Annotated in this window: 24 protein-coding genes; 18 read left to right on the plus strand and 6 right to left on the minus strand. The window is 40.8% G+C overall.

The genetic code is table 11. From position 1 onward, the window contains the following. Positions 1-34: 34 nt before the first annotated feature. The 5 genes from ACY8D0_RS03395 (at position 35) to ptsP (ending at position 5601) form a co-directional block, all read left to right on the plus strand. Complete coding sequence (locus tag ACY8D0_RS03395; RefSeq protein ID WP_462409078.1) at positions 35-985, plus strand: AAA family ATPase; 951 nt, start codon at positions 35-37, stop codon at positions 983-985. After that, positions 982-2175: a DUF58 domain-containing protein gene (locus ACY8D0_RS03400; protein WP_462409079.1), complete on the plus strand. Its 1194-nt coding sequence runs from the start codon at positions 982-984 to the stop codon at positions 2173-2175. The genes ACY8D0_RS03395 and ACY8D0_RS03400 overlap by 4 nt, the downstream gene beginning before the upstream one ends. After that, positions 2172-3365, plus strand: coding sequence for a hypothetical protein (locus tag ACY8D0_RS03405; RefSeq protein ID WP_462409080.1), 1194 nt, complete (start codon positions 2172-2174; stop codon positions 3363-3365). The genes ACY8D0_RS03400 and ACY8D0_RS03405 overlap by 4 nt, the downstream gene beginning before the upstream one ends. Positions 3366-3622: 257 nt before the next feature. After that, complete coding sequence (locus ACY8D0_RS03410) at positions 3623-3889, plus strand: phosphocarrier protein HPr (protein ID WP_462409081.1); 267 nt, start codon at positions 3623-3625, stop codon at positions 3887-3889. Beyond that, on the plus strand, positions 3889-5601 hold the full coding sequence (gene ptsP, locus ACY8D0_RS03415; protein WP_462409082.1) for a phosphoenolpyruvate--protein phosphotransferase: 1713 nt from the start codon (positions 3889-3891) through the stop codon (positions 5599-5601). Before ACY8D0_RS03410 ends, ptsP begins: the two co-directional genes overlap by 1 nt. A 107-nt stretch (positions 5602-5708) precedes the next feature. Here the strand turns inward: ptsP and ACY8D0_RS03420 are convergent, their stop codons facing one another. Next, on the minus strand, positions 5709-5855 hold the full coding sequence (locus tag ACY8D0_RS03420) for a hypothetical protein (protein ID WP_462409083.1): 147 nt from the start codon (positions 5853-5855) through the stop codon (positions 5709-5711). Positions 5856-6200: 345 nt separating this feature from the next. On the opposite strand from ACY8D0_RS03420, the gene ACY8D0_RS03425 reads away from it, so the two are divergent. The 5 genes from ACY8D0_RS03425 to ACY8D0_RS03445 all read left to right on the plus strand — a co-directional run bounded on the left by ACY8D0_RS03425 (position 6201) and on the right by ACY8D0_RS03445 (position 9526). Continuing rightward, on the plus strand, positions 6201-6836 hold the full coding sequence (locus ACY8D0_RS03425) for an FMN-dependent NADH-azoreductase (protein ID WP_462409084.1): 636 nt from the start codon (positions 6201-6203) through the stop codon (positions 6834-6836). Positions 6837-6933: 97 nt separating this feature from the next. After that, complete coding sequence (locus ACY8D0_RS03430; protein ID WP_462409085.1) at positions 6934-7719, plus strand: SDR family oxidoreductase; 786 nt, start codon at positions 6934-6936, stop codon at positions 7717-7719. 52 nt (positions 7720-7771) lie between these two features. Continuing rightward, positions 7772-8272, plus strand: a complete 501-nt coding sequence (locus ACY8D0_RS03435; protein ID WP_462409086.1) for a hypothetical protein — start codon at positions 7772-7774, stop codon at positions 8270-8272. Positions 8273-8349: 77 nt separating this feature from the next. Next, positions 8350-9264: an NAD(P)-dependent oxidoreductase gene (locus ACY8D0_RS03440; protein WP_462409087.1), complete on the plus strand. Its 915-nt coding sequence runs from the start codon at positions 8350-8352 to the stop codon at positions 9262-9264. A 76-nt stretch (positions 9265-9340) separates the two neighbouring features. Then, positions 9341-9526: a hypothetical protein gene (locus ACY8D0_RS03445; RefSeq protein WP_462409088.1), complete on the plus strand. Its 186-nt coding sequence runs from the start codon at positions 9341-9343 to the stop codon at positions 9524-9526. A 28-nt stretch (positions 9527-9554) separates the two neighbouring features. On the opposite strand, the gene ACY8D0_RS03450 is transcribed toward ACY8D0_RS03445, so the two are convergent. From ACY8D0_RS03450 to ACY8D0_RS03460, 3 genes are all read right to left on the minus strand, one after another. Then, a complete protein-coding gene (locus ACY8D0_RS03450) occupies positions 9555-10706 on the minus strand; it encodes an aminotransferase A (protein WP_462409089.1) in 1152 nt (383 codons plus the stop codon). A gap of 126 nt (positions 10707-10832) precedes the next feature. Next, positions 10833-11033: a hypothetical protein gene (locus tag ACY8D0_RS03455; RefSeq protein WP_462409090.1), complete on the minus strand. Its 201-nt coding sequence runs from the start codon at positions 11031-11033 to the stop codon at positions 10833-10835. Between the two features lie 245 nt (positions 11034-11278). Further along, on the minus strand, positions 11279-11758 hold the full coding sequence (locus ACY8D0_RS03460) for a YkyB family protein (protein WP_462409091.1): 480 nt from the start codon (positions 11756-11758) through the stop codon (positions 11279-11281). 281 nt (positions 11759-12039) lie between these two features. Between ACY8D0_RS03460 and ACY8D0_RS03465 the strand changes: the two genes are divergently transcribed. Continuing rightward, positions 12040-14148, plus strand: a complete 2109-nt coding sequence (locus ACY8D0_RS03465) for an EAL domain-containing protein (RefSeq protein ID WP_462409092.1) — start codon at positions 12040-12042, stop codon at positions 14146-14148. Positions 14149-14177: 29 nt separating this feature from the next. Here the strand turns inward: ACY8D0_RS03465 and ACY8D0_RS03470 are convergent, their stop codons facing one another. Together ACY8D0_RS03470 and ACY8D0_RS03475 are read right to left on the minus strand one after the other, a co-directional pair. Beyond that, complete coding sequence (locus tag ACY8D0_RS03470) at positions 14178-15059, minus strand: metallophosphoesterase (RefSeq protein ID WP_462409093.1); 882 nt, start codon at positions 15057-15059, stop codon at positions 14178-14180. A gap of 141 nt (positions 15060-15200) precedes the next feature. Continuing rightward, positions 15201-16013, minus strand: a complete 813-nt coding sequence (locus ACY8D0_RS03475; protein WP_462409094.1) for a C39 family peptidase — start codon at positions 16011-16013, stop codon at positions 15201-15203. A 180-nt stretch (positions 16014-16193) separates the two neighbouring features. Here ACY8D0_RS03475 and ACY8D0_RS03480 point away from each other — a divergent pair, with 180 nt between their 5' ends. From ACY8D0_RS03480 to dapD, 7 genes are all read left to right on the plus strand, one after another. Then, on the plus strand, positions 16194-17405 hold the full coding sequence (locus tag ACY8D0_RS03480; protein WP_462409095.1) for an EAL-associated domain-containing protein: 1212 nt from the start codon (positions 16194-16196) through the stop codon (positions 17403-17405). Positions 17406-17476: 71 nt separating this feature from the next. Then, a complete protein-coding gene (locus tag ACY8D0_RS03485) occupies positions 17477-17695 on the plus strand; it encodes a hypothetical protein (protein WP_462409096.1) in 219 nt (72 codons plus the stop codon). Between the two features lie 229 nt (positions 17696-17924). Then, positions 17925-18161, plus strand: coding sequence for a YkuJ family protein (locus ACY8D0_RS03490; RefSeq protein WP_042455977.1), 237 nt, complete (start codon positions 17925-17927; stop codon positions 18159-18161). 115 nt (positions 18162-18276) lie between these two features. Then, on the plus strand, positions 18277-18720 hold the full coding sequence (cbpB, locus tag ACY8D0_RS03495) for a cyclic-di-AMP-binding protein CbpB (protein WP_462409097.1): 444 nt from the start codon (positions 18277-18279) through the stop codon (positions 18718-18720). Between the two features lie 67 nt (positions 18721-18787). Beyond that, complete coding sequence (locus ACY8D0_RS03500; protein ID WP_462409098.1) at positions 18788-20299, plus strand: MDR family MFS transporter; 1512 nt, start codon at positions 18788-18790, stop codon at positions 20297-20299. A gap of 34 nt (positions 20300-20333) precedes the next feature. Further along, positions 20334-21212, plus strand: a complete 879-nt coding sequence (locus tag ACY8D0_RS03505) for a transcriptional regulator CcpC (RefSeq protein WP_462409099.1) — start codon at positions 20334-20336, stop codon at positions 21210-21212. Positions 21213-21291: 79 nt separating this feature from the next. Next, entirely contained in the window at positions 21292-22002 is a 711-nt protein-coding gene (gene dapD / locus ACY8D0_RS03510) for a 2,3,4,5-tetrahydropyridine-2,6-dicarboxylate N-acetyltransferase (protein WP_462409100.1), read from the plus strand. Positions 22003-22058 lie beyond the last annotated feature (56 nt).

Below are 22058 nucleotides of genomic sequence, written 5' to 3' on the forward strand. Positions count from 1 at the left end.
GGGGATACGGAACTATAACATGGGAGTTGAATGCATGCTGCTAACCGAAAAAATAAATCAATTAAAACAAGAAATAGGCAAAGTAATCGTAGGTAGAGAATTGGAAATAGAATTGATGGCCATTGCTTTATTATTCGACGGGCATATTTTACTGGAAAGTGTTCCTGGAACAGGGAAAACCATGCTGGCTAAAAGCTTTGCAGCCGCTATTGGCGGGCAATTTTCCCGAGTCCAATTTACTCCGGATGTTCTGCCAAGCGATATTACAGGGATTCAGTTCTTTAATCCGAAGATACAAGAGTTTGAATTGCGGCCAGGTCCTATTATGGCCAATGTGGTGCTGGCAGATGAGATTAATCGGGCGACCCCTAGAACACAGTCCAGTTTGTTAGAGGTAATGGAAGAAAAGCAGGTAACAATTGATGGAATCACGCTTCAGCTGGAAATGCCATTTATGGTGATTGCCACACAGAACCCCGTCGAATCCCAACAAGGAACGTTTCCGCTGCCTGCAGCCCAAATGGATCGTTTTTTTATGAAGCTTAAAGTGGACTATCCCGCCTATAAGGATGAGCGGAAAATGATGCAGATTCACCGCGGGAAGCAAGGAAAGGAAGAATCATCCCAGGTATTTAGCGTTAATGAAGTGAAAGAGTTAAAAATCGCTGTAAATGAAACCGGGATTTCTGAGGATATAGAAGCTTATCTTTTGGCTATCGTCAGAGAAACACGTAATCATCATGATATTGAACTGGGCGTTAGCCCACGGGGAACACTGGCGTTAATGAGGGCTTCACAGGGAAAAGCCTTTTTGAACGGACGAAATTATGTAATTCCAGATGATGTAAAATACGTGGCTCCTTTTGTTTTAGGCCATCGGATCCATCTGTCGATTGAAGGAGCGTTAACGAAAACGCCTGAGGAAGTCATTACAGGAATTATCGGTTCGATTCCTGTTCCGGTTGAAGCAGGTGCAACTGGATGAAATGGAACAAATATGTAATAGAGGAGGGGAAAATTTCCGGAATCATCGCTGTGGCGCTTCTCCTGATCCTCATCAGCCTGTATATGCAATCGAAACTAGTATTGTTTCTGGCTGTCTTTTTTCTTTCGGCAGTCATCATCAATCGTGTTTACCTTAAAAAAGCGGGTCATTTGTTTGAATTTGATAATTCAAATGAAAAATACCGGTTGTTTATTGATGAAAAAGGGAAATGGAGATTCATATTCCGGAATCAGGGGGTTCCTATTTTAAAAGGCGAATTGAGAATCAGCTTTGACTGTTTTGTGGCTCCTGAAGGGGTCAGTACAAGCCCTAGCCTGCGGAACCACGAGATTTCTGTTCCTTTTTCTGCCTTTACAGGCCAAACTAAGGAGCTTGTTGTCCCTTTTACGGCTAAAGCCAGAGGTATCGCAAAAATCCGGAAGCTTGAACTGAATATACCAAGTTTGTTTGGTTTTGGAGAAACCAGGTTAGAGTTTGAGTCGTTTATCAATCAGCAAGCGGTCGTTTATCCCAATCCTATTCCCGTTAAAGGATTGAAGGAGCAGATTTCGGTCCGTCAAGGGGAAAATCCGGCCTCCCAATCTATTTATGAGCATCGACTTGGCCACGTTGGAACCAGAAATTATGTCCCTACGGATAGCTTTAATCAAATTCACTGGAAGGCGACGGCCAAAAGGCAAACTCTTCAAACTAAAATATATGAAAAGATAACCGAAAACGGAGCAATGATTGCCCTTAATATTTCTAATGGCCATTCCATAACAGGGAATCTTGAAGCCTACTTGAGCAGCATTGCTGAATTTGCTTATTTTGCCTTTCATAGAAACATCGCTTATACGCTATGCATAAACGTGCGGACCTCCGGAAGAGTCCCGTTTATTTATTTGCCTAAAGCAGAAGGGAAAGAGCATCTGCAAAGAGTTCTTGAGATTTTAGCATCGATTAGTACATACAGTACCAGCATCCCTTATCAGGCAATGCTGGCGTTTCACCAGCGCCACATGGCCAGCCAGCCAGTATTGATTCATGCCGGCATCAGGACGGAAGAGACCAATCCCTTGTTATTTAGAGAATTTCAAAAAGGGGTCCAGCTATTTGAGCTGCTAATTGAAAATGGGCAGGGGCGTATTGAACCGCTAAGGATAGGGCAAGGGAGGCAAGTCCCATGATAAAAGCGCTTGCCCTTCGAACCTATCAATTCAATCTTGAATTATCCACTTGTATTCTGGGTCTCTTCCTACTTTTTATCAATAGTAAAGAATTACCGCCAATCATTGCTTTTCTGGCTATAGGTGTTACCGGTTTCGTAGCTTTTATTGTCGCCTTGGAGAAAATGCAAACTAAAGCAAGATATATTTTCTTTCTCTTGCTTATTCCTGCTATATTCATTGTCGGGAACCTGACGGGGCTATCACTGTTTATATTGGCGCTTTTAGCTTTGTTTATTTATTGGCGGGGGATTTCATTATATGAAGATCTTTTCCGTCACACCCATGCATTAATACTGTTACTTTCCTTTTTAATGGGTATGATGGCCATTATTTATTCAAGTATGGAAAATTATCCATATCAGAGCTATCTGATTTATTTTCTTATTTATCAACTGGTTTTGGTCTTATTTGGCGGCTTTTTGAATAAATGGCTTACGATTATGAACGATAAAGCAAAATTTGTCATTTACTTTGCAAAGCTTATGGCGATTATGTTGTCGGTTGGCTTGTCGGTCACTTTCCTTTATAAAGTGATTCAAATCGGCTTTTTTGGAATTTTACAATCAGTTGCTTGGCTGTTTTCTATCCTTGTCGTCCCTGCTTTTGAACTGATTCAATTTATATTAAGCCTATTTAAACATGGTAGTAGTCAATTTAATCCTAAGCCTGCTGAATTAACGGGGGGAGCAGGGGAATATGTTGATCATTCCTTTCTCTTTTCGGAAAAATTGTTGACCATACTATTCATATTGATAGCCGCTTTTTTCGTATTCTTTATGATAAAAAGGAAATGGAGGAATTCCCGCCAGCTGGGTAATTCCATAAGCACGGTGGGAATCTTACAAGAGACCATTCCACGCCCACTTATTCGAAACCGTAAAAAGCGGATCCCCCCTGGTGATAGTATCAGAAGGGAGATTTTCGAATTGGAAAAATACGCTGAAAAACTCCATTTGGGCCGGTTGCCATATGAAACTATAGGCGAATGGTGGGAGAGAATTGGTGTGGCAAGTTCCGAAATATCAAAAGAAATTTATCAAAAGGTCAGGTACGGCGGAGGTCATGCCTCCGTAGAAGAGCAAGCCATCATGAAGCAAGAAATTCTAAGCTTAAAACAGCAATTGAAAGATCTCGTAAAAAATAAATAAAAAACAGGCAAGCTCGCCAAAATAAGTGAAGAAATATTTTGAAAATTCTACAAAAACAACGTTTTTTGTACCAAAATTAGGAAAATATAAATAGAAATTGATTATCGCTCATTAATTCACAAATTTTGAGCTTTTCTAGTTGTCGAGACATGTAGAAAAATGCTATTCTATCACTTGTATGAAATGGCTAATCAAAGCCAAAATAGAAAAAGGAATTCCCTTTTTGCTGATTTTATTTTAAAGGAGTTTGATTGATAATGGCAGAAAAACAATTTCATGTGGTTGCTGACACCGGCATTCACGCAAGACCGGCAACATTGCTAGTACAAACAGCAAGCAGATACAATTCAGAGATTACTTTAGAGTATAAAGGGAAAACAGTTAATTTAAAATCAATCATGGGTGTAATGTCATTGGGAATCGGTAAAGGGGCAGATATCAAAATTAATGCAGAGGGCAATGATGCTGATGACGCATTAAATAGCCTAGCGGAATTATTGAAAAAAGAAGGTTTGGCTGAATAATGGCTTTTTTAAACGGAATTGCTGCATCCAATGGTATTGCTATTGCTAAAGCTTACCGTCTAGTGGAACCGAATCTTTCTTTCGATAAGAAAACGATCGATAATCCTTCTGCCGAGGTTGAACGCTTCCGTAATGCGATCACGAAGGCAAAATCAGAGCTGGAAGTGATTCGTGACCGTGCAAAGGTAGATCTTGGTCCTGACAAAGCAGCAATCTTTGAAGCCCATTTGCTTGTTCTAAGCGACCCAGAGTTAAATACACCCATAGAAGATAAAATACAATCAGAAAAAGTAAATGCAGAATCTGCCCTTAAGGAAACGGCAGATATGTTTGTCATGATGTTCGAGCAAATGGACAATGAATACATGAAAGAACGCGCGGCTGATATCCGCGATGTGACCAAGCGTGTTTTAGCCCATTTGTTAGGCGTGCAATTACCAAACCCAAGCATGATTGCAGAAGAAGTCATTATTGTAGCAGAGGATTTAACACCATCCGATACGGCACAATTGAATCGCCAATTTGTAAAAGGTTTTACAACCAATATCGGCGGACGTACTTCACATTCTGCCATTATGGCGCGTTCTCTAGAGATTCCTGCAGTGGTTGGAACCAAAACAGCTACAGAGGAAATTAATAATGGAGATTTAGTCATTGTTGATGGACTTAAAGGGGAAGTACATATTAACCCAACTCCAGAATTAGTGGAAGAATACCGAAATGTCCATGACCAATTCGAAAAGCAAAAAGCTGAATGGGCAAAACTGGTGAATGAACCTTCTGTTTCTGTGGATGGCCACCATGTGGAATTAGTGGCCAATATTGGTACCCCTAAGGATTTAAAAGGTGTTATCGAAAATGGCGGTGAAGGGGTAGGACTATATCGTACCGAATTCCTTTACATGGGTAGAGACCAGATGCCTTCAGAGGAAGAACAGTTTGAGGCTTACAAGGCTGTGTTGGAAGGAATGGACGGGAAACCTGTGGTTGTCCGGACATTGGATATTGGCGGGGATAAAGAATTGCCATATTTGAACCTTCCTAAAGAAATGAACCCGTTCTTGGGATTCCGCGCAATTCGCTTATGTTTGGAAGAACAGGACATATTCCGTACCCAGCTTCGTGCCCTTCTAAGAGCTAGCACCTATGGAAACCTGAAAATCATGTTCCCAATGATTGCAACATTAGGGGAGTTCCGTGACGCCAAGGCTATTTTAGAAGAGGAAAAACAAAAGCTGTTATCCGAAGGACAAAAAGTTTCTGATAGCATTGAACTGGGCATTATGGTAGAAATCCCTTCTACAGCGGTGCTTGCTGATCAATTTGCGAAAGAAGTCGATTTCTTCAGTATCGGAACAAACGACTTGATTCAGTATACAATGGCCGCGGATCGTATGAACCAACGTGTATCCTATTTATATCAGCCATATAGCCCATCGATTTTGCGATTGGTGAAAATGGTAATTGATGCAGCCCATGCAGAAGGTAAATGGGCAGGCATGTGCGGTGAGATGGCTGGAGATGAAACAGCGGTTCCGATTCTTTTAGGTCTGGGACTCGATGAATTTTCAATGAGTGCTACATCCATCTTAAAAGCTCGTTCACTCATCAAGAATCTGAAAAAGTCGGAAATGGAAAAACTGGCTCAAGAAGTCATTAATATGCAAACCACCGACCAAGTAATCGATGCAGTCAATGCTGCAGTCAAGTAAACTATAATGAGAAAAGTGGACAAGACCGGCTCCTGCAGCCGGTCTTGTCCGCTTTTTTTGGGCAATAAAAAAGGATTTGCCGTTTGACAAATCCATCCCAGTCCGTATTACTCGTTTGTTTCAAGAGAGTAAGGATTCTTACCAATATTTTTTCGCATTTCATCCGTCATTAAGAAAGGTTCATTTACAGCATGATTGTTTTCTGTTGGACTTGGCTGCAAACTTCCATCATAATGGAATGGTTTTTGTTCCATGCTAAATTCACCTCCAGATAGATTTATCTTGTACCATTGTACCATTTTGATACAAATTACTTATGCAAACACCTGACTTTATTCCTCATTTATTGAAGAGGCAACAAAGACTTGAAGGCCTTTATGCCTATGATTATACACTATAAGTCCTATTAGCAACATTAATATTTTGAAAAGTAGCAAAAAATATTTTTTTCGCACAGTTAAACGATAGTATGGTTTATTAAACTCTGTTGATTAGAACGAAAAAAATTTTGCTTTTATGCTTTTTTGCGGTTAATTTTTAAACATTCGTTTCAAACTAGAATGGAAACTAGATCAATAAAGATGAAAGGGGTTTAACAAGTGACGCAGGTATTGTACATTACAGCACACCCTCATGATGAATCGCAATCATACAGTATGGCGGTAGGTAAAGCATTTATTGATACCTACAAACAGGAAAATCCGAATGACGAGATTATCCATCTTGATTTATACAAAGAAAACATCCCGTATATTGATGCAGATGTGTTTAGCGGATGGGGAAAGCTCCGATCCGGGCAGGCCTTTGATGACCTTTCGGCAGAAGAAAAGGCAAAAGTCGGAAGGTTAAACGAGCTAAGTGACCAGTTTGTCGCCGCTGATAAATACATTTTTGTCACACCCTTATGGAACTTTTCATTTCCACCAATTATGAAGGCGTATCTTGACTCCGTAGCAGTTGCCGGTAAGACGTTCAAATATACGCAAGAAGGACCCATTGGTCTGTTAACAGGCAAAAAAGCATTACATATCCAGGCGAGAGGCGGTTTTTATTCAGAAGGGCCGGCAGCGGAACTGGAAATGGGGCACCGGTATATCAGTATTATGATGAGTTTTTTTGGGATTCCCAACTTGGAGGGATTGTTTGTCGAAGGACATAATGCTGTTCCTGAAAAGGCCGAGGAAATTAAGGCAAATGCCATTGAACGAGCCAAAGACCTTGCCCATACCTTCTAAACGGATATAAAACAGAGCGGGACAGGGAGCTGTCCCGCTTTTCACTTTCTTATTTATTGTATAATAATCTCATGACATAGAAGGAGGAGAAACAATTATGGATTTGAACCTAGCTGGAAAAACGGCTATTCTTGCCGCGTCAAGCCAAGGATTAGGGTTTGCCATTGCTGAGAGGCTAGTCAGGGAAGGGGCAAACGTGGTTATTTCCGGGCGCGAGGAAGATAAATTGAAAGCCGGAACAGACAGGCTTAATGGTATTGGTATTGGAAAAGCGGTATTCCAAGTTGCGGATGTTACAAATCCTGGCGATATTAAACAACTTGTAGCTGTTACCGTGGAGACCTTTGGAAGGATTGATATGCTAGTAAACAATGCCGGTGGACCGCCCGCTGGGGCATTTGAGGAATTGTCTGACGAAATATGGCAGGCATCGTTTGAATTAAATCTATTATCTTATGTCCGGATGATTAGAGAGGCTCTTCCATATTTAAAACAGCGGGGCGGGAAAATCGTCAACATTGCTTCCTCTTCCATTAAGGAACCGATTCCTGGCTTAATTCTATCGAATACATTTAGAACTGGAATTATTGGGCTCTCCAAAACTCTGGCATCAGAACTGGCTCCATTTGATATCCTAATAAACACGATAGCGCCAGGGAGGATTGCCACGGACAGGGTAAAACATCTCGATCAAATAAATGCTGATAAACAAGGAGTAGATATCGGGGTTATCGAATCTCAGGCAAGGTCGGCTATACCATTGAAACGATATGGTACACCAGAGGAATTTGCTAATGTTGCAGCATTCCTTTTATCCGATGCCAATTCATATATGACAGGCAGCGCGTTTTTGGTCGATGGAGGTATGGTTAAAGCAATCTGAGCCTTTTAAGCGTCTAACCTCTTTTAATGTTTATCAGCGGAAGTTTTTGGCAATGGTAACATATAAAGGAGTGGTAAGCTTGGGTGCCAATATTCGAATCTTTTTGCTTATCTTAATGGTCTTTGCTTCTTCTGCTATAATTAGCGGATGCGGTCATATCTTTTCCAATCAATTAATTGTGAACCGGTATGCGGATACCTTGTTGACTAAGAACAATGAACTCCAATTTAGATTTCGGATTAACAATGACATAATAGAGGGACATCAATTATACAAGGTAAGAGTAACCATTCATGATGAAAAACTGGCAGCGGCTATCGGGAAGCAAGAGATTGTTTATGGTGAAGATCAAGTATTAAATGGAAAGTATATAGATGTCAAAGGCAAAAGTGAAAAATATATCTTTATGGAGCCGATTCCTTTAAAACAGGATTTACATATTCATGAAATTCATGACATGATCGAAAATAACCAAGCAGTTTCCATTGAGGTGTATAACAATAAAGAAGTTTTTGGCAGAGCATATTTGACCAATTTTTCCTCTGAATTGTAATGGGGGATGACAGTCATACCGGAGCATTCGTATTTGCCCGGTTTTTTTTTGCCATTCTTTCATGTTATAGTGCTAAAATGAAAAAGAATATGGTAACGAAAGGAACGATGATTTTGCTTACACCGGAACAAACAGTAGTTGGTTTTATCGGAACAGGTGTTATGGGAAAAAGCATGGCTGCGCATATCATGAATGCGGGTTATTCTGTAATGGTATACTCCCGGACCAAACAAAAAGCGGCTGAACTCTTGGAAAGAGGAGCCGTTTGGGCTGAAACACCAAAAGAAATAGCGGAAAAGGCATCAGTCGTTATTACTATGGTAGGCTATCCTGCGGATGTTGAAGAAGTTTATCTTGGGGAGACTGGTTTAATCCCTCACGGAAAGCCAGGAAGTTATTTTATTGATATGACCACGTCCTCCCCATCTCTAGCTGCAAGAATTTCCGAAGAGGCGAGTAAGCGGGGAATTCACGCGATTGATGCTCCTGTTTCCGGAGGGGATATCGGGGCAAGGGATGGCAAGCTTTCGATTATGATTGGCGGGGAAGAAAAGGCAGTGGAGGCCGTCCGGCCAATACTTCAACTGCTTGGAACCAATATGGTCCATCAGGGAAAAGCCAGTGCGGGACAGCATACTAAAATGTGCAACCAAATTGCTATAGCGACCAATATGATTGGGGTCTGTGAAGCGATTATTTATGCGGAAAAAGCGGGCTTGGACCCGGAAGCGGTGTTAAAAAGCATTACAACTGGTGCTGCCGGGAGCTGGTCATTAAGCAATTTGGCTCCAAGGATGTTAAATGGCGACTTCAAGCCGGGATTCTACATAAAGCATTTTATTAAAGACATGAAAATTGCCCTGGACGAAGCTGAACAAATGGGTATGGAAGTACCTGGATTGGCATTGGCAAAATCGCTTTATGACCAATTGGCTGAACGCGGGGAAGAGAATAGCGGCACACAGGCTCTTTATAAATATTGGCATAACTAAATGGCAGTGCACAAATTGGAAAGCATAAAAACCTCCTGTCAAATTGAAACTAATATACAGATAGGAGGAATGGATAATGGCGAAACGTACCAAAAAAAATGATCCACAGCAAAAAAACAAAAAAGGTTTTGATTCAGCTGCCATAAACTCAGAATTTGCCCATGAAATGGGAGCAGCTGCTGCGAATAAAATCCATCACGATAAGGCCAAGAAGGAAAAAGCGGCCAAAAATAACGGTAAATACAAAGGAATGAATCCTTAAAAAAAAACTCCTCGCCATGCGAGGAGTTTTAAATGTTCTTGAGATACTTTTCAATGCGGTCCAAGCCTTCCTGCAAATTGGCCATTGAACAGGCAAATGATATCCGGAAATACCCTTCACCATAATCGGAAAACGCACTTCCGGGGACAACGGCGACTTTCGCTTTATGGGCGAGGTCAAAAGCAAAATCAAAACTGTTGAATGATACCCGAGCTGGTATTTTTACAAAAAAGTAAAACGCCCCATCAGGTAGTACAGCTTCAAGTCCCATCGCTTGCAATCGCTGATGCACATAATCTCTTCTGGCCTGGTATTCCTGCCGCATAGTCTCTGCATCATTGATTCCCGCTGTCAGCGCCTCGTAGGCTGCTTTTTGGGCTATTGAATTAGCGCATGACACGTTGTACTGATGAACCTTTAATATGTGTTTAGCGATTGCTTCCGGGGCAAATAAGAAACCAATTCTCCATCCTGTCATCGAATGGGATTTTGATAACCCATTAATTACAATGGTCTGTTCCTTTATAAACCGGGCAATGGATGTATGAGCACCGTTAAAAGTAAGCTCGCTGTAAATTTCGTCAGCTAGGATAAAAATGTTCCTGCCTTTAGCAAAGTCAGCAATCTCCTTTAGTTCTTCATCACTGAGACTCACACCAGTTGGGTTTGAAGGATAGGGAAGCACAATACAGCGGGTTTTTTCCGTAATATATGGTTTCATCGCTTCCAAGGTAAATCGAAACTGATGTTCCCGAATATCCACATGAATGGGCACCGCCCCCATCATCCGGATAACCGGTTCATATCCAGGATAAACTGGCCCCGGCAGCAATACCTCCGTTCCCTCTTCCAGGATGGTTCGAAACGCCACATCGATTGCTTCACTTGCTCCAAGCGTAACGATCACTTCTGTTTCCGGGGTATAATGGAGATGATACTTTTGGGCAACAAAATCACTCGCAGCCTTCCTCAGTTCAATAGTTCCAGCATTATGTGTATAGGATGTAAAATCATTTTCAATTGCCGCTATGCCGGCTTGTTTAACATGTTCTGGGGTGGGGAAATCAGGCTGACCAATGGTAAAGGAAATCATCCCCTCAACATTGGCGACCATATTCGAAAATTTCCGGATTCCCGATATTTCAATATTTTTAACTCGATTATTAATCAAATGCTCCAACAGTTGTCCATCCTTCCCAACCTATAGAATTAAAATACAGCAGTATCTTGCTGCATTAGATTCTACCATAAAAATGAAAAACAGTCCGCTATTTGGGACTGTTCGAAGGTTGGATTTATGTCAAGTTTAATAACCGTAATCCCAATCCACTTCATCGGGATGCCAGAAAACAGGAGAAGCCGCACCTAAATTTACTATTTTATTTTCCAATTTGCAGCTGCATGTTGTACAGCCGCATTGTTCTTTAATTTCTTCATAGACGGATACATCTATATCTTCGATAAAAGTAACATTTTCTTTCTGAAAAAGTATCGCAGTACCACTCATTTTTGAAACACCCCTTGAAAGATAGTTGGAACCTTACCCACAATTTTATTGTAAGGCCGGGTGAACCAGCCGTCTATAAAATTGTGATAACGTTCACAAAATTCTCAAGAAGTGAATCTGCATCCAGGCAGTAGTTATGATGGAATAAAAATGAGGAAAACTCAAAAAGGAATCAATACCAAACGAAAGAGAACAACTGTTATGTTTCAAGATATGATTCCATTAGTTCTCTTAATATTTTTTGGTTAAGAGTATCTCTCTCCTAACTTTTTGAATATTGGTTTTTGATAGGTTTGCTGTTTTTTTCGTTGATTTGTTGGATCTTGATCCTGTTCCGTGATTCCTGTATAAGATTGCAAAATAGCCTTAGCGCTATGAAGTGATAGGGATGCTTTTGGGTTTCTTACCTTTCCATCTAACTTTCCCAGATGGGGAAGGTTATGAAAGTCTGTTTTGGTAGGAGGAATATGGAAAAGATACAATCCGCATTCAACCAAAACATCTGACTGCTGCTGGCTGTTTCGAGGGTTTTTGGAAAAATGAAGACCAATTTTTTTGGCCTTGCCTTCATGTATTAATTTTTTTAATGATTCTTGTTTAAGTTTGTAAAGAAATCTGGGGTTTGGTGCTGTCTTGGCATGACGATTCACGGTAAAGACTGCTTGAGCGAGGGTATCAATGGTTAGACTTGTTTTATTTAGGGGCTGCCTCTGATCGGGATTCAAAATTTGGGCTCCTTTCTTTTGTTAAGAACAACTATATTATAACGTCTTTTCATGAAAATAGAAATATTGCTCCAGAATTTTTACATCAAACATGGTGTTATTCTGGTGTTAACGGTATTTTAGCCATATTATCCTGCGATAATTCAAAATTGTAATAAATTTTTGTAAAATAATCAATCATTCATTCTTAATTACATTCTTCCGAATTCATTGTAAAATATAAATATTAATCAAGAAATAAATATTCAGTAAAGCAAATTTAAAATCCCGAGGGTAATGAGATGAACCATTTGAACGAGTTTCTAAAAAATGAACTGGTAACGGGAAATTTCGGCCCGCAAATACAAAAGATTATTTTTGATATTATTTTTCAACATATCAAGGATATGGTTTTTGTGATGAGAGTGGAAGAGGGGCCGTATTTTCGCTATATGTTTATTAATGAGTCTGGAATGCATAAAGCAAACTTGTCGATTGAGGCCATCGGAAAAACTTTTCAAGAAGTATTGCCGGATTATCGGGCGGATATCCTTCAACGAAAGTATGAGAAAGTGCTAAAGAGTGGAGAGATTGTGAAATTTGACGATCATTTCTTTATTCATGGCGGAAACGAGGTTTACGGTGAAACCATCCTTACCCCGATAAATAGTGATGTGAACAATGTTGCTTATGTCGTCGGGGTGACAAGAGATGTCACGAAAAGAACGCTAGAGAATAAAAAAATTGCACGAAATGAGCAGAGGTATCGTTCCATTGTTGATAATAATTTGGATGCCATATTAACAATTAATCCACTAGGCAAAATTCTTGAGGCCAATCCCGCTGCCGCTGCCTTGACCGGTTATTCGGAAAAACAGATGACATCAAGATCAATCTATGATTTAATCCATGACACCGATCTGGATAAAATCAAAAGCCTGATAGAAAAAACCTGTTCAGGATACTCGCTTGAATCCATGGATTGTAAAATCACCCACAGTAAGGGCCAGCGACTTATTGTCCATATCAAAACGGCGCCGATTGTTATTCATGGGGAAATCGACGGGCTTTATGTTATTTTAAAAGATTTATCCGAACAAGCAAAAAGCATGGAATTGATTAAATATATGGCATTCCATGATCAATTAACCGGATTGTATAACCGCAGGGCCTTGCTTGAGCATTTAAATGCTCAAATTTACTCTCCTTCAAAGAGAACACAAGTATTTGCACTCATTTCCATTGATTTGGATCGGTTTAAACACTTAAATGACACACTTGGGCACCTGGCGGGGGATGAAATTTTAAAAGGCGTGTCAGGAAGATTATCGCAGTTTCAAAGTCATCATTGCCATATTTACAGGACCGGAGGCGATGAGTTTCATATTATGTTGCTTCAAACAAACAGGCAGGCTGTAACCTCGTTTGTCAGCAAGGTGTTTAATGTCTTCTCCCAATCTTTTTACCTCAATTCTCAAGAATATTTTATTTCCCCAAGTATCGGAATCAGCATGTATCCTTTGGATGGCAAGGATGCGGAAATGTTAATAAAAAATGCAGATGAAGCACTCTTTCGTGTGAAGGAACGGGGAAAAGCCCATTATCAATTTTATCGGACGGATATGAATTCTGTTTATACCAATATGGTAACCTTGGAAACACAGCTTCGAAAAGCAATTGAAAAACACGAGCTTTGCTTGTTCTACCAGCCTCAAGTCAATGTCATGGACGGGAAGGTGAAAAGCTGCGAGGCACTTTTAAGATGGAAAAGTAAAGATCTTGGATATATTCCTCCTAGCGTTTTTATCCCATTAGCGGAAGACACGGGTCTCATTATTTCGATAGGCTACTGGGTGATTGAACAAGCATGCAGTCGAATAAGGCGTTGGAATGATAAAGGGTATACCGATATCCGTGTAGCCATTAATATATCGCCAAAGCAATTTCAGCAGCCGAATCTTGTCCCGTTTATCGAGAGGGCAATTGAAGAGTATCAAATTTCTCCCGCTTCACTGGAAATAGAAATTACCGAAGGGGCCATGCGTGATACAAATGAAACCATCCCAATCTTGACCAAATTAAAAAAACTGGGTGTATCAATTGCAGTGGATGACTTTGGTACGGGTTATTCCTCTTTAAGTTATTTAAAACAGTTTCCAATTGATGGGCTTAAGATCGATCAATCTTTTATAAGAGATATCCTGACCGATGAGAAGGACGCCGCTATTACTACCACCATTATTCATTTGGGAAAAAGTCTGGGACTGGAAGTCATTGCCGAGGGTGTTGAAAACCAGCTGCAGAAAGATCTCCTATTAAATGCAGGATGCCATAAAATTCAAGGCTATTTTTATTCACCACCTATTCCTGAAAATGAGTTGGAGGAACTATTTTTAACAAAGGCTGAATAAAAAGCGCCAGAATCTCTCTTTTTCAGTAATCAGCCTGTATATTCTTCTGCCCTCATGGTGTATACCGTTAATTCCGGCATTGCCATGAATCGAAATGGGAGCCTGGTGGTCCCAATCCCACGATTGACATAGAGATGAAGCCGATGCCCCGTACCGATTAAATATAGTCCCTCGGGGTAAGTTTGTCCAAAGGGAGGGGTTACCAGTGCCCCTGTAAAGGGAAGTTTCACCTGGCCTCCATGACTATGACCGCTGATTTGCCAATGGATCCTGTAGTGTGCGGCTGTATCTGCGAGGTCGGGAGCATGGGACAGCAGCAGCTTAAACTGACGATTTGGAGTATTTTTCAAGGTTTGCGAAAAATCGGGATGCCCCAGCATAGCGTCATCGATGCCGAGTAAGCAAATACTGCTCCCATCCGACAGCCTGATTTGTCTTGATTGATTCAATAGCACGGTAAAATTAGAGGCTTCCATAATATTGCGGTAAAGTTCAGAGCCATAACCCCCATGGTCGTGGTTGCCGAAAATGCAGTATTTCCCCAAAGGGGCTGTCAGTCTTTTTAATATTGGTATTAGTTCATTGAGTTGGGTAAACTTGTTGGGTTCATCCATTAAATCCCCAGTGAAGAAAATGAGGTCAGGTTTTAGTTGATTAATTTTTTCCACTAATTTGTCAAACTGCTGGAGGGTATATTGGAAGCCTAAGTGCGTATCGCTGAATTGGACAATTTTGACCCCGTCGAAGCTTTTTGGGATTAACGGGTGATTCATTTGCAGGTTTTGTATTTTAAGCAGGGACGGCTCAATTCGATTGGCATAAAAAAAACCCCCTGAACCCAGACCGAGAGCAGCCAGTATGGCCCCGAATAATCGTTTTAAGAGAGTTCTTCTTGTCCAATTTTGGGTCATTTTTCACGAACCTCCCTTTAGTTTTTTGTTTTACAACTAAAATGGTCTTATATGTTTTTTATTCCAAATTTAAAAAGAACATGCATACAGAATTAGAATAGCTCTGTGTGCATGCTCTTTTTTTATGGAATGGCATTAAAATCATCGGTAACTGACAGCACGGCTTTGCATAGCTTTCCAGGAAGCAATAAATTGATTCTTATTGACTCTTGCTTGTTTCCTGCCTGAAAGCGGGTCGTTTAGATAAACATGAGAGGCATCATACCCGACCAACACTACAACATGCAAGTCAAGAGGTGTCTTAATGTATTCATTTCCATGATACCACTCTTCCCAGCGGTCCGGAAGCCGGTAATCGCCTGTGGTCCAAACCACAACAGGGTAACCATTGGATACGTGCTGGAGGAGCTGGTCAAATGGTTGATTGGTTAAATTGACGGCCCGGCCAGGAAGCTTTTGATTAATTAAGTTGATCATTGGTGCGTCAAAGGCCGCATAACCTGCTGTTTTACCTGTCATGTCTCCTACAAATCCATCTTGGGGATTGCCCCAGCGGATGATATCGCCGTTAGACCTTACCAGCGGGTCTGGATCTTTTTTTATCATGCGATAAAGTTCCATTTTATTCGTGTTTACCCCTGCATATCGAAGCATCATAGCAAGACTGGTCACTTCGCAGCCGTACCTTAACTCCGGATTTTGTTTGATTAACACCACATCCAGCATAGCTGACTCTTTTGCTGGTGAGAGGACTGATTGTGTGGCGGTGCCGTTGTTCTTAACTTGTATGACTTGGTTTTCAAGGTCAGCTATGGTTTTGCGAGGATTTTTATTCGTAACCGAGCCGGCCTCTTGTATCGTTTGCTCTGGTGTTGTTTTTGTTTTCACGTCTTCATCAAAATGACTGCAGCCAAACATCGGAAGGATTGATGCAACCAACCACAGCTTTTTCAACGACAACCCTCCTTTTAATAAGCTCCGGCGGGAGAAAGGAACTTCTGCTTCCCGCCAGAAAGCTTGGGTTTATTGTTTGAGTGATGGTTTCTTGTTATAATGGTTTTCTTTTGGCAAAGAACGAGCAATGGTTACCTGGCGTATGGTATAATGAGGAAAATCTTTTTTGGGGGTACCGGGATGGATGCTTTAGAAATTCTCTCTAATCTCGACAGTGTTTTTCCCTATTTCCAGCCGATATTTAGTGCCGATGAAATGCTTGTGATTGCCTATGAAGTATTAGGAAGATACAATTCAGATGGGGAAATAATAAGCTTAGGACCATTTTTCAATGATGATCAAATACCGGACGAATATAAATATGAAGTCGATTTGATTTTAGTAAAAAAAGCCCTGGAGAAAGCTCTGGGGGTAAAAGAAGAGATCAAAATTTTCCTAAACCGGGATGCCGATTTGTTAATGTTTGACCACGGAGAGGCATTTTTGCATGAGCTTCTGGCATTTGAGAAACGGGGATTGAGTTTATCCAGGATCGTTCTGGAAATATCGGACTATCATTATCGGGGAGACCTGGATCAATTCGATAATTTGCTGCACTATTACCGGACATACGGAATCAAAATAGCGATTTCCCGGCTGGGACGAGAGAGCCATTCTTTTACACGGATTGGGCGGCTGGAACCGGACATATTAAAAATTAATTTACAAGCTCTTAAATCCACTTCAACGGGTACAAACTTTAATGACGTGCTGTTCGCCATCTCGCTCTTGGCGAGAAAAATCGGAGCGGATCTTCTGTTCGAAAATATTGAAATGAGCTATCAATTGCAGTTCGCCTGGAAAAACGGGGGACGATACTACCAAGGTTTCTATTTGTCACCGCCTGCTGATGATTTCGTGCCACATGATTTGTTGAAAAATCGTTTAAAAGAAAAATTCCATGATTTCAATCTTTATGAGAAGCGAAAACTGGAGGCTGTCTATTCAACAGCCGAGACTTTGCAGGGAAAGGTGCAGGAAATTTTCCTGAAAAACAAAAAATCAAACCATGAGGATTTGCTGAAAGCCATTGCAAAAGAATTGGATGAAATGGCTTTTCGAATGTACATTTGTGATGAAGATGGGTTCCAAGTATCTGGGAATTTGTTTAAAGGGAATGACAGCTGGCACACACAGATGGAATATTTAAATAAAAACTGGAGCTGGCGGCCGTACTTTTTAGAGACAATCATTAAAATGAGAAATGACAGAAAAGGGATATTGTCTGATTTATACTGTGATATTGAGACAGGGGAATCAGTCCGTACTTTTTCGCTGCCTGTTTACGAAAACAATTACCTATTTATTGATATTTCATATCGTTACCTTTTCGAGCATGATGAGTTGTTGTAAGCATCCATTTGCATAGTTTCCACCACTAGGAGGCATTTTAACATTACAATTATGTTAAAGGAGAATGACTCATGAATCTGTTTGAACTGACTTTAGCGATTGTCATTGCAGGTATTCTAGCCATTGCCCTAGTATTTACATTAGTCAGCAGCAGGCAGCACAAGACGGCAGATGGGAATATGGATACACAAATCGCTAAGCCCATTCAAAAAAATGTTTATATTAAAAATCCGGTTTTTGTTGCATATGGCATTTTCTTTGCATTAGTCTTATTCATTATTTTTTTATAGCGACAGCTTTTATTGAATGGTCTCTTGCACAGCGTGGAGACCTATTTTTTGAGCTCAATGAAAAAAATACTTGGACAAATGGAATTCATTAATTTATTCTTTTTATAGGCGTTTTATTTTAAAATGGTACCAACTCATGGAAACCATTTATACATTAGGATAGAAACAGGCTAACTCGAGAAACCTATTAGTAGATGAAGCTTGTTTGTGATTGAAAGGAGCAGGAGTTATGTCACAACTTCAAGGTATTTTAACAAGACTGAAGAATCTTCAGGAACAATCAAATAATGGTGAACCTACCCAACGGTATTTTGAGGTAAACGGAGAAAGAAAGTGTCAGGTAACATACCATCCGAAGACGGAAACATATGAACTGGAAGTGTATAACGACAAGGAAAAGCCAAAACGATATCAATTTGATAATATTGATATGATTACCATCGAAATATTTGATTTGATTCAATAAAAGGAACCGATTTGGTTCCTTTTTTGCGTGAAATTGTTGTTAATTTTAATAACGTAATCCCGAAATCTGTGATAGAATAGGTCTGTAGAAAAACAAACATGAGGAGTTTTCTGTGATGATTAATCTTCCCAGCGGGGAATTTCTAGAGCTAAAAATAAAAGATTTAATGATTTCATCTGAACGGGTTGCACATGTCCAAATGGGGAATAACTTGGAGCATGCTCTCTTGGTTTTAACTAAAAGCGGTTACACGGCTATCCCGGTATTGGATCCCCATTACAAGCTCCACGGACTTATCAGCACACCGATTATTATGGACTCAATCCTGGGTTTAGAAAGAATTGAATTTGAACAGTTGGAACAAAAACGTGTGGAAGAAGTCATGAAAACTTCCATACCGCGGGTAAAAATATCGGAGCCATTTGACAAATGTTTAGAGCTGTTAGTTAATCATCCATTTCTGTGCATTGAAACGGAGGATGATTATTTTGCTGGAATTCTGCCAAGAAGCACGGTTTTAAATCATATTGATAAATTATTTAGAAGCATGAGTCGATAATCAGTTTAAGATAAGCCTCCTATCAGGAGGCTGTATTTTTTAATAGGAGCGGAGGAATAGAATCAGTATGGATGGAGCGGCACAGAATTCATTTAAAGGAAAATGGCAAAATAAACAAACCAATCGTCCTTTTGTCTTGGTTTCCGTTATGCTGGCGATGTTTATGGGGGCCATTGAAGCTACCATTGTCTCTACCGCCATGCCAGCCATTGTGGCGGATTTAGGCGGCTTTGCCCTATACAGTTGGATATTTTCTGCCTATTTGTTAATGAATTCTGTTACAGTTCTAATTTATGGAAAACTATCTGATTTATTTGGCAGAAAACCCGTGCTGTCATTTGGAATTATCATGTTCCTGATTGGTTCCATCCTCTGCGGTTTTGCCAAGTCCATGCATTGGTTAATTATCTTCAGGCTCATACAAGGCTTTGGTGCAGGTGCCGTGACGCCAATAGCGACTACTATTGTGGGCGATATTTATTCAACTGAAGAGCGGGCCAAAATTCAAGGGTACTTATCCAGTGTCTGGGGAATATCCGCCATTACCGGACCTGCAGTGGGAGGTTTGCTTGTTCAGTACGTGAGCTGGAAATATGTTTTCTGGATTAATGTGCCACTTGGATTATTATCCTTGGCCGGATTGTGGCTGTGTTTCCATGAAAATATGCAAAGAAAGAAACACAAGATTGATTATCTTGGAGCAATGTTGTTAACCATTACGATTTCTTCGTTCATGTTTGTTCTCGTGGAAGGAGGCAGCCGGTTTTCCTGGGATTCTTTGCAGGTCCTTGGTTTAATTGGATTGGCGCTTATTGGTTATTTTGGATTTTACTTACAAGAAAAGCGAGCCAGTGAACCCATAATGCCTTTTTCGATTTGGAAGCAAAGACCCATCCTCATTGCCAATATTACTTCGCTTGCAACCGGTATCCTGCTGATAGGGATATCGAGCTTCCTCCCGACGTTTGTGCAAGGGGTGATGGAGCAATCCCCTATTATCGCGGGATTTACCCTGACCACGATGTCGATTGGATGGCCCATAGCCTCAGCGACTTCAGGAAAAATGATGGTTGCCATTGGCTACCGGAAAACATCACTCATTGGAGGGATTTTCTTAATCATCGGCAGCCTCGCCTTTGTGACGATGTCGGCCACTTCCGGACCCGTTTGGGCTGCATGTGGTTCCTTCTTAGTCGGCATTGGAATGGGGCTAACCTCTACTGCCTTTATCGTGTCAATACAAAGCTCCGTCAGCTGGCAGCAAAGGGGGATTGCTACAGCTTCCAATATGTTTATGAGAAATTTGGGCAATACCATTGGGGCGGCTCTTTTAGGGGGAATCCTGAACACTCGATTAAGTCAGTACCTTATCCAAAAAAAGACAGGGTTAACGATAGATGATGCCAATACGCTTTTAAAAGCGGCAGATCGGAATGAGCTAAAAAATTCGGCTCGAGCTATTTTGCAGGATGGATTGACCCTATCTTTACATACGGTCTATTATGTTGTCTTTACATTTGCCATATTAAGCTTTTTGCTCATCTTATGGATCCCAAAAAAAAATCAGGGCACTGAATGAATGCTTTGCAGTGCTTTTTTTAAGGAGTGTTTCCATGTCCTCGTTATCTGAGTTTCAACTATTGTCCGTGTTGGCCCAAGAAATGAATATGCGCAAAGCATCGGAACGGCTGTTTGTGTCACAGCCGGCACTATCCCAACGCCTGCAGACAATAGAAAAAGATTGGGGGACGAAATTGTTTATTCGTTCACAAAAGGGCTTGTCGTTAACCCCGGCCGGGGAGCATGTCATCCATTTTGTTAATGAAGTATTGACTAAACAGGAAAAAGTCAGGGAGACTATCTTTTCCATGCAAGAGGGGATATCCGGAACGCTAAAAATTGCCGTCGCCTCCATCGTTGGACAGAACTGGCTCCCGCAGGTGTTAAAGCAATATATTGATACCTATCCACAAGTTAAAATTTCACTTGTGACCGGATGGAGCAGTGAAATCTTAAACAGTCTATATGATGACCAAGTCCATATCGGTATTATTCGAGGCACACCCGACTGGAAAGGGGTTAAAATCCACCTTTTCAGCGATCCGTTATTTTTGGTTGACAGGGAAATTTCCAGCCCGGAACAAGTTCTGAAAACGGACAGGCCGTTTATCCAATTTAAAAGCGATTCGAATTATTATCAAGAAATCCAAGATTGGTGGATGAGAAATTTCAAAACATCACCAAAGAGAACCGTGGTGGTTGACCAAATCGAAACCTGCAAGCAAATGGCTTTTAACGGTATCGGCTATGCCATCCTGCCCCAGGTGACTTTAACCAAGGCTGGACCCGACATATATAAAATTCCCCTTGTTAATCAGAATAGCGAGCCGTTAAAGCGGGATACATGGCTCTTAGGGTATGAATCGGCCTTTCAATTGAAGCAGGTACAGGCATTTTTGGAACTGATTAAGGAATATGTTTCTATTTCATAACCTGGACATGCCATTTTTCTTGTTTTCACTGCTTTTGTTTGCTAAAGTATCCTTAGTACAAATTTAGGGGGGACTCTTTATGAAAATGATGGATGCTAATGAAATCATCTCTTTTATTCAAAATAGTAAAAAATCAACACCCGTAAAAGTTTATTTAAAAGGTGAATTGGACGGGCTTGAGTTTGGAAGTAACACCAAAACTTTTATTACTGGTAATACAGGAATTGTCTTTGGTGAGTGGTCAGAAATCCAGGAAGTACTCGAAGGGAACAAAGCTAAAATTGAGGATTATGTCGTAGAAAATGACCGCCGCAACTCAGCGATTCCTTTACTAGATACCAAACATATCAATGCGCGAATTGAACCAGGAGTCATTATCCGTGATCAAGTGGAAATTGGTGATAATGCAGTCATTATGATGGGGGCAGTCATTAACATTGGTGCTGTCATTGGGGAGAAAACCATGATTGATATGGGGGTTGTCCTAGGCGGAAGAGCAACAGTAGGTAAAAATTGTCACATTGGCGCTGGAACGGTGTTAGCAGGTGTAATTGAGCCGCCATCTGCTAAGCCGGTTGTTATTGAAGATAATGTGTTGATAGGTGCGAATGCTGTTGTACTTGAAGGAGTAACGGTTGGAGAAGGTTCCGTGGTTGCCGCGGGAGCAGTTGTTACAAAGGATGTTCCACCATACACAGTTGTAGCAGGTACACCTGCTAAGAAAATAAAGGATATTGATGAAAAAACGAAATCTAAAACAGAAATAATGCAAGAACTAAGACAGCTGTAATAGATTGCTATATTTTGCTGCACAGACAAGCGTGGATGATTCCACGCTTCTTTTGT

Source organism: Neobacillus camarae (assembly GCF_054950115.1).

What these genes read in the sequence shown, in the direction of transcription:
- ptsP (WP_462409082.1), top strand. Translation starts at nt 3,889, where the DNA reads ATGGCTTTTTTAAACGGAATTGCTGCATCCAATGGTATTGCTATTGCT.
- ACY8D0_RS03410 (WP_462409081.1), top strand. Translation starts at nt 3,623, where the DNA reads ATGGCAGAAAAACAATTTCATGTGGTTGCTGACACCGGCATTCACGCA.
- ACY8D0_RS03435 (WP_462409086.1), top strand. Translation starts at nt 7,772, where the DNA reads ATGGTAACATATAAAGGAGTGGTAAGCTTGGGTGCCAATATTCGAATC.
- ACY8D0_RS03500 (WP_462409098.1), top strand. Translation starts at nt 18,788, where the DNA reads ATGGATGGAGCGGCACAGAATTCATTTAAAGGAAAATGGCAAAATAAA.
- dapD (WP_462409100.1), top strand. Translation starts at nt 21,292, where the DNA reads ATGAAAATGATGGATGCTAATGAAATCATCTCTTTTATTCAAAATAGT.
- ACY8D0_RS03395 (WP_462409078.1), top strand. Translation starts at nt 35, where the DNA reads ATGCTGCTAACCGAAAAAATAAATCAATTAAAACAAGAAATAGGCAAA.
- ACY8D0_RS03400 (WP_462409079.1), top strand. Translation starts at nt 982, where the DNA reads ATGAAATGGAACAAATATGTAATAGAGGAGGGGAAAATTTCCGGAATC.
- ACY8D0_RS03505 (WP_462409099.1), top strand. Translation starts at nt 20,334, where the DNA reads ATGTCCTCGTTATCTGAGTTTCAACTATTGTCCGTGTTGGCCCAAGAA.
- cbpB (WP_462409097.1), top strand. Translation starts at nt 18,277, where the DNA reads ATGATTAATCTTCCCAGCGGGGAATTTCTAGAGCTAAAAATAAAAGAT.
- ACY8D0_RS03405 (WP_462409080.1), top strand. Translation starts at nt 2,172, where the DNA reads ATGATAAAAGCGCTTGCCCTTCGAACCTATCAATTCAATCTTGAATTA.
- ACY8D0_RS03485 (WP_462409096.1), top strand. Translation starts at nt 17,477, where the DNA reads ATGAATCTGTTTGAACTGACTTTAGCGATTGTCATTGCAGGTATTCTA.
- ACY8D0_RS03470 (WP_462409093.1), bottom strand. Translation starts at nt 15,059, where the DNA reads ATGACCCAAAATTGGACAAGAAGAACTCTCTTAAAACGATTATTCGGG.
- ACY8D0_RS03490 (WP_042455977.1), top strand. Translation starts at nt 17,925, where the DNA reads ATGTCACAACTTCAAGGTATTTTAACAAGACTGAAGAATCTTCAGGAA.
- ACY8D0_RS03445 (WP_462409088.1), top strand. Translation starts at nt 9,341, where the DNA reads ATGGCGAAACGTACCAAAAAAAATGATCCACAGCAAAAAAACAAAAAA.
- ACY8D0_RS03455 (WP_462409090.1), bottom strand. Translation starts at nt 11,033, where the DNA reads ATGAGTGGTACTGCGATACTTTTTCAGAAAGAAAATGTTACTTTTATC.
- ACY8D0_RS03430 (WP_462409085.1), top strand. Translation starts at nt 6,934, where the DNA reads ATGGATTTGAACCTAGCTGGAAAAACGGCTATTCTTGCCGCGTCAAGC.
- ACY8D0_RS03440 (WP_462409087.1), top strand. Translation starts at nt 8,350, where the DNA reads ATGAAAAAGAATATGGTAACGAAAGGAACGATGATTTTGCTTACACCG.
- ACY8D0_RS03420 (WP_462409083.1), bottom strand. Translation starts at nt 5,855, where the DNA reads ATGGAACAAAAACCATTCCATTATGATGGAAGTTTGCAGCCAAGTCCA.
- ACY8D0_RS03480 (WP_462409095.1), top strand. Translation starts at nt 16,194, where the DNA reads ATGGATGCTTTAGAAATTCTCTCTAATCTCGACAGTGTTTTTCCCTAT.
- ACY8D0_RS03465 (WP_462409092.1), top strand. Translation starts at nt 12,040, where the DNA reads ATGAACCATTTGAACGAGTTTCTAAAAAATGAACTGGTAACGGGAAAT.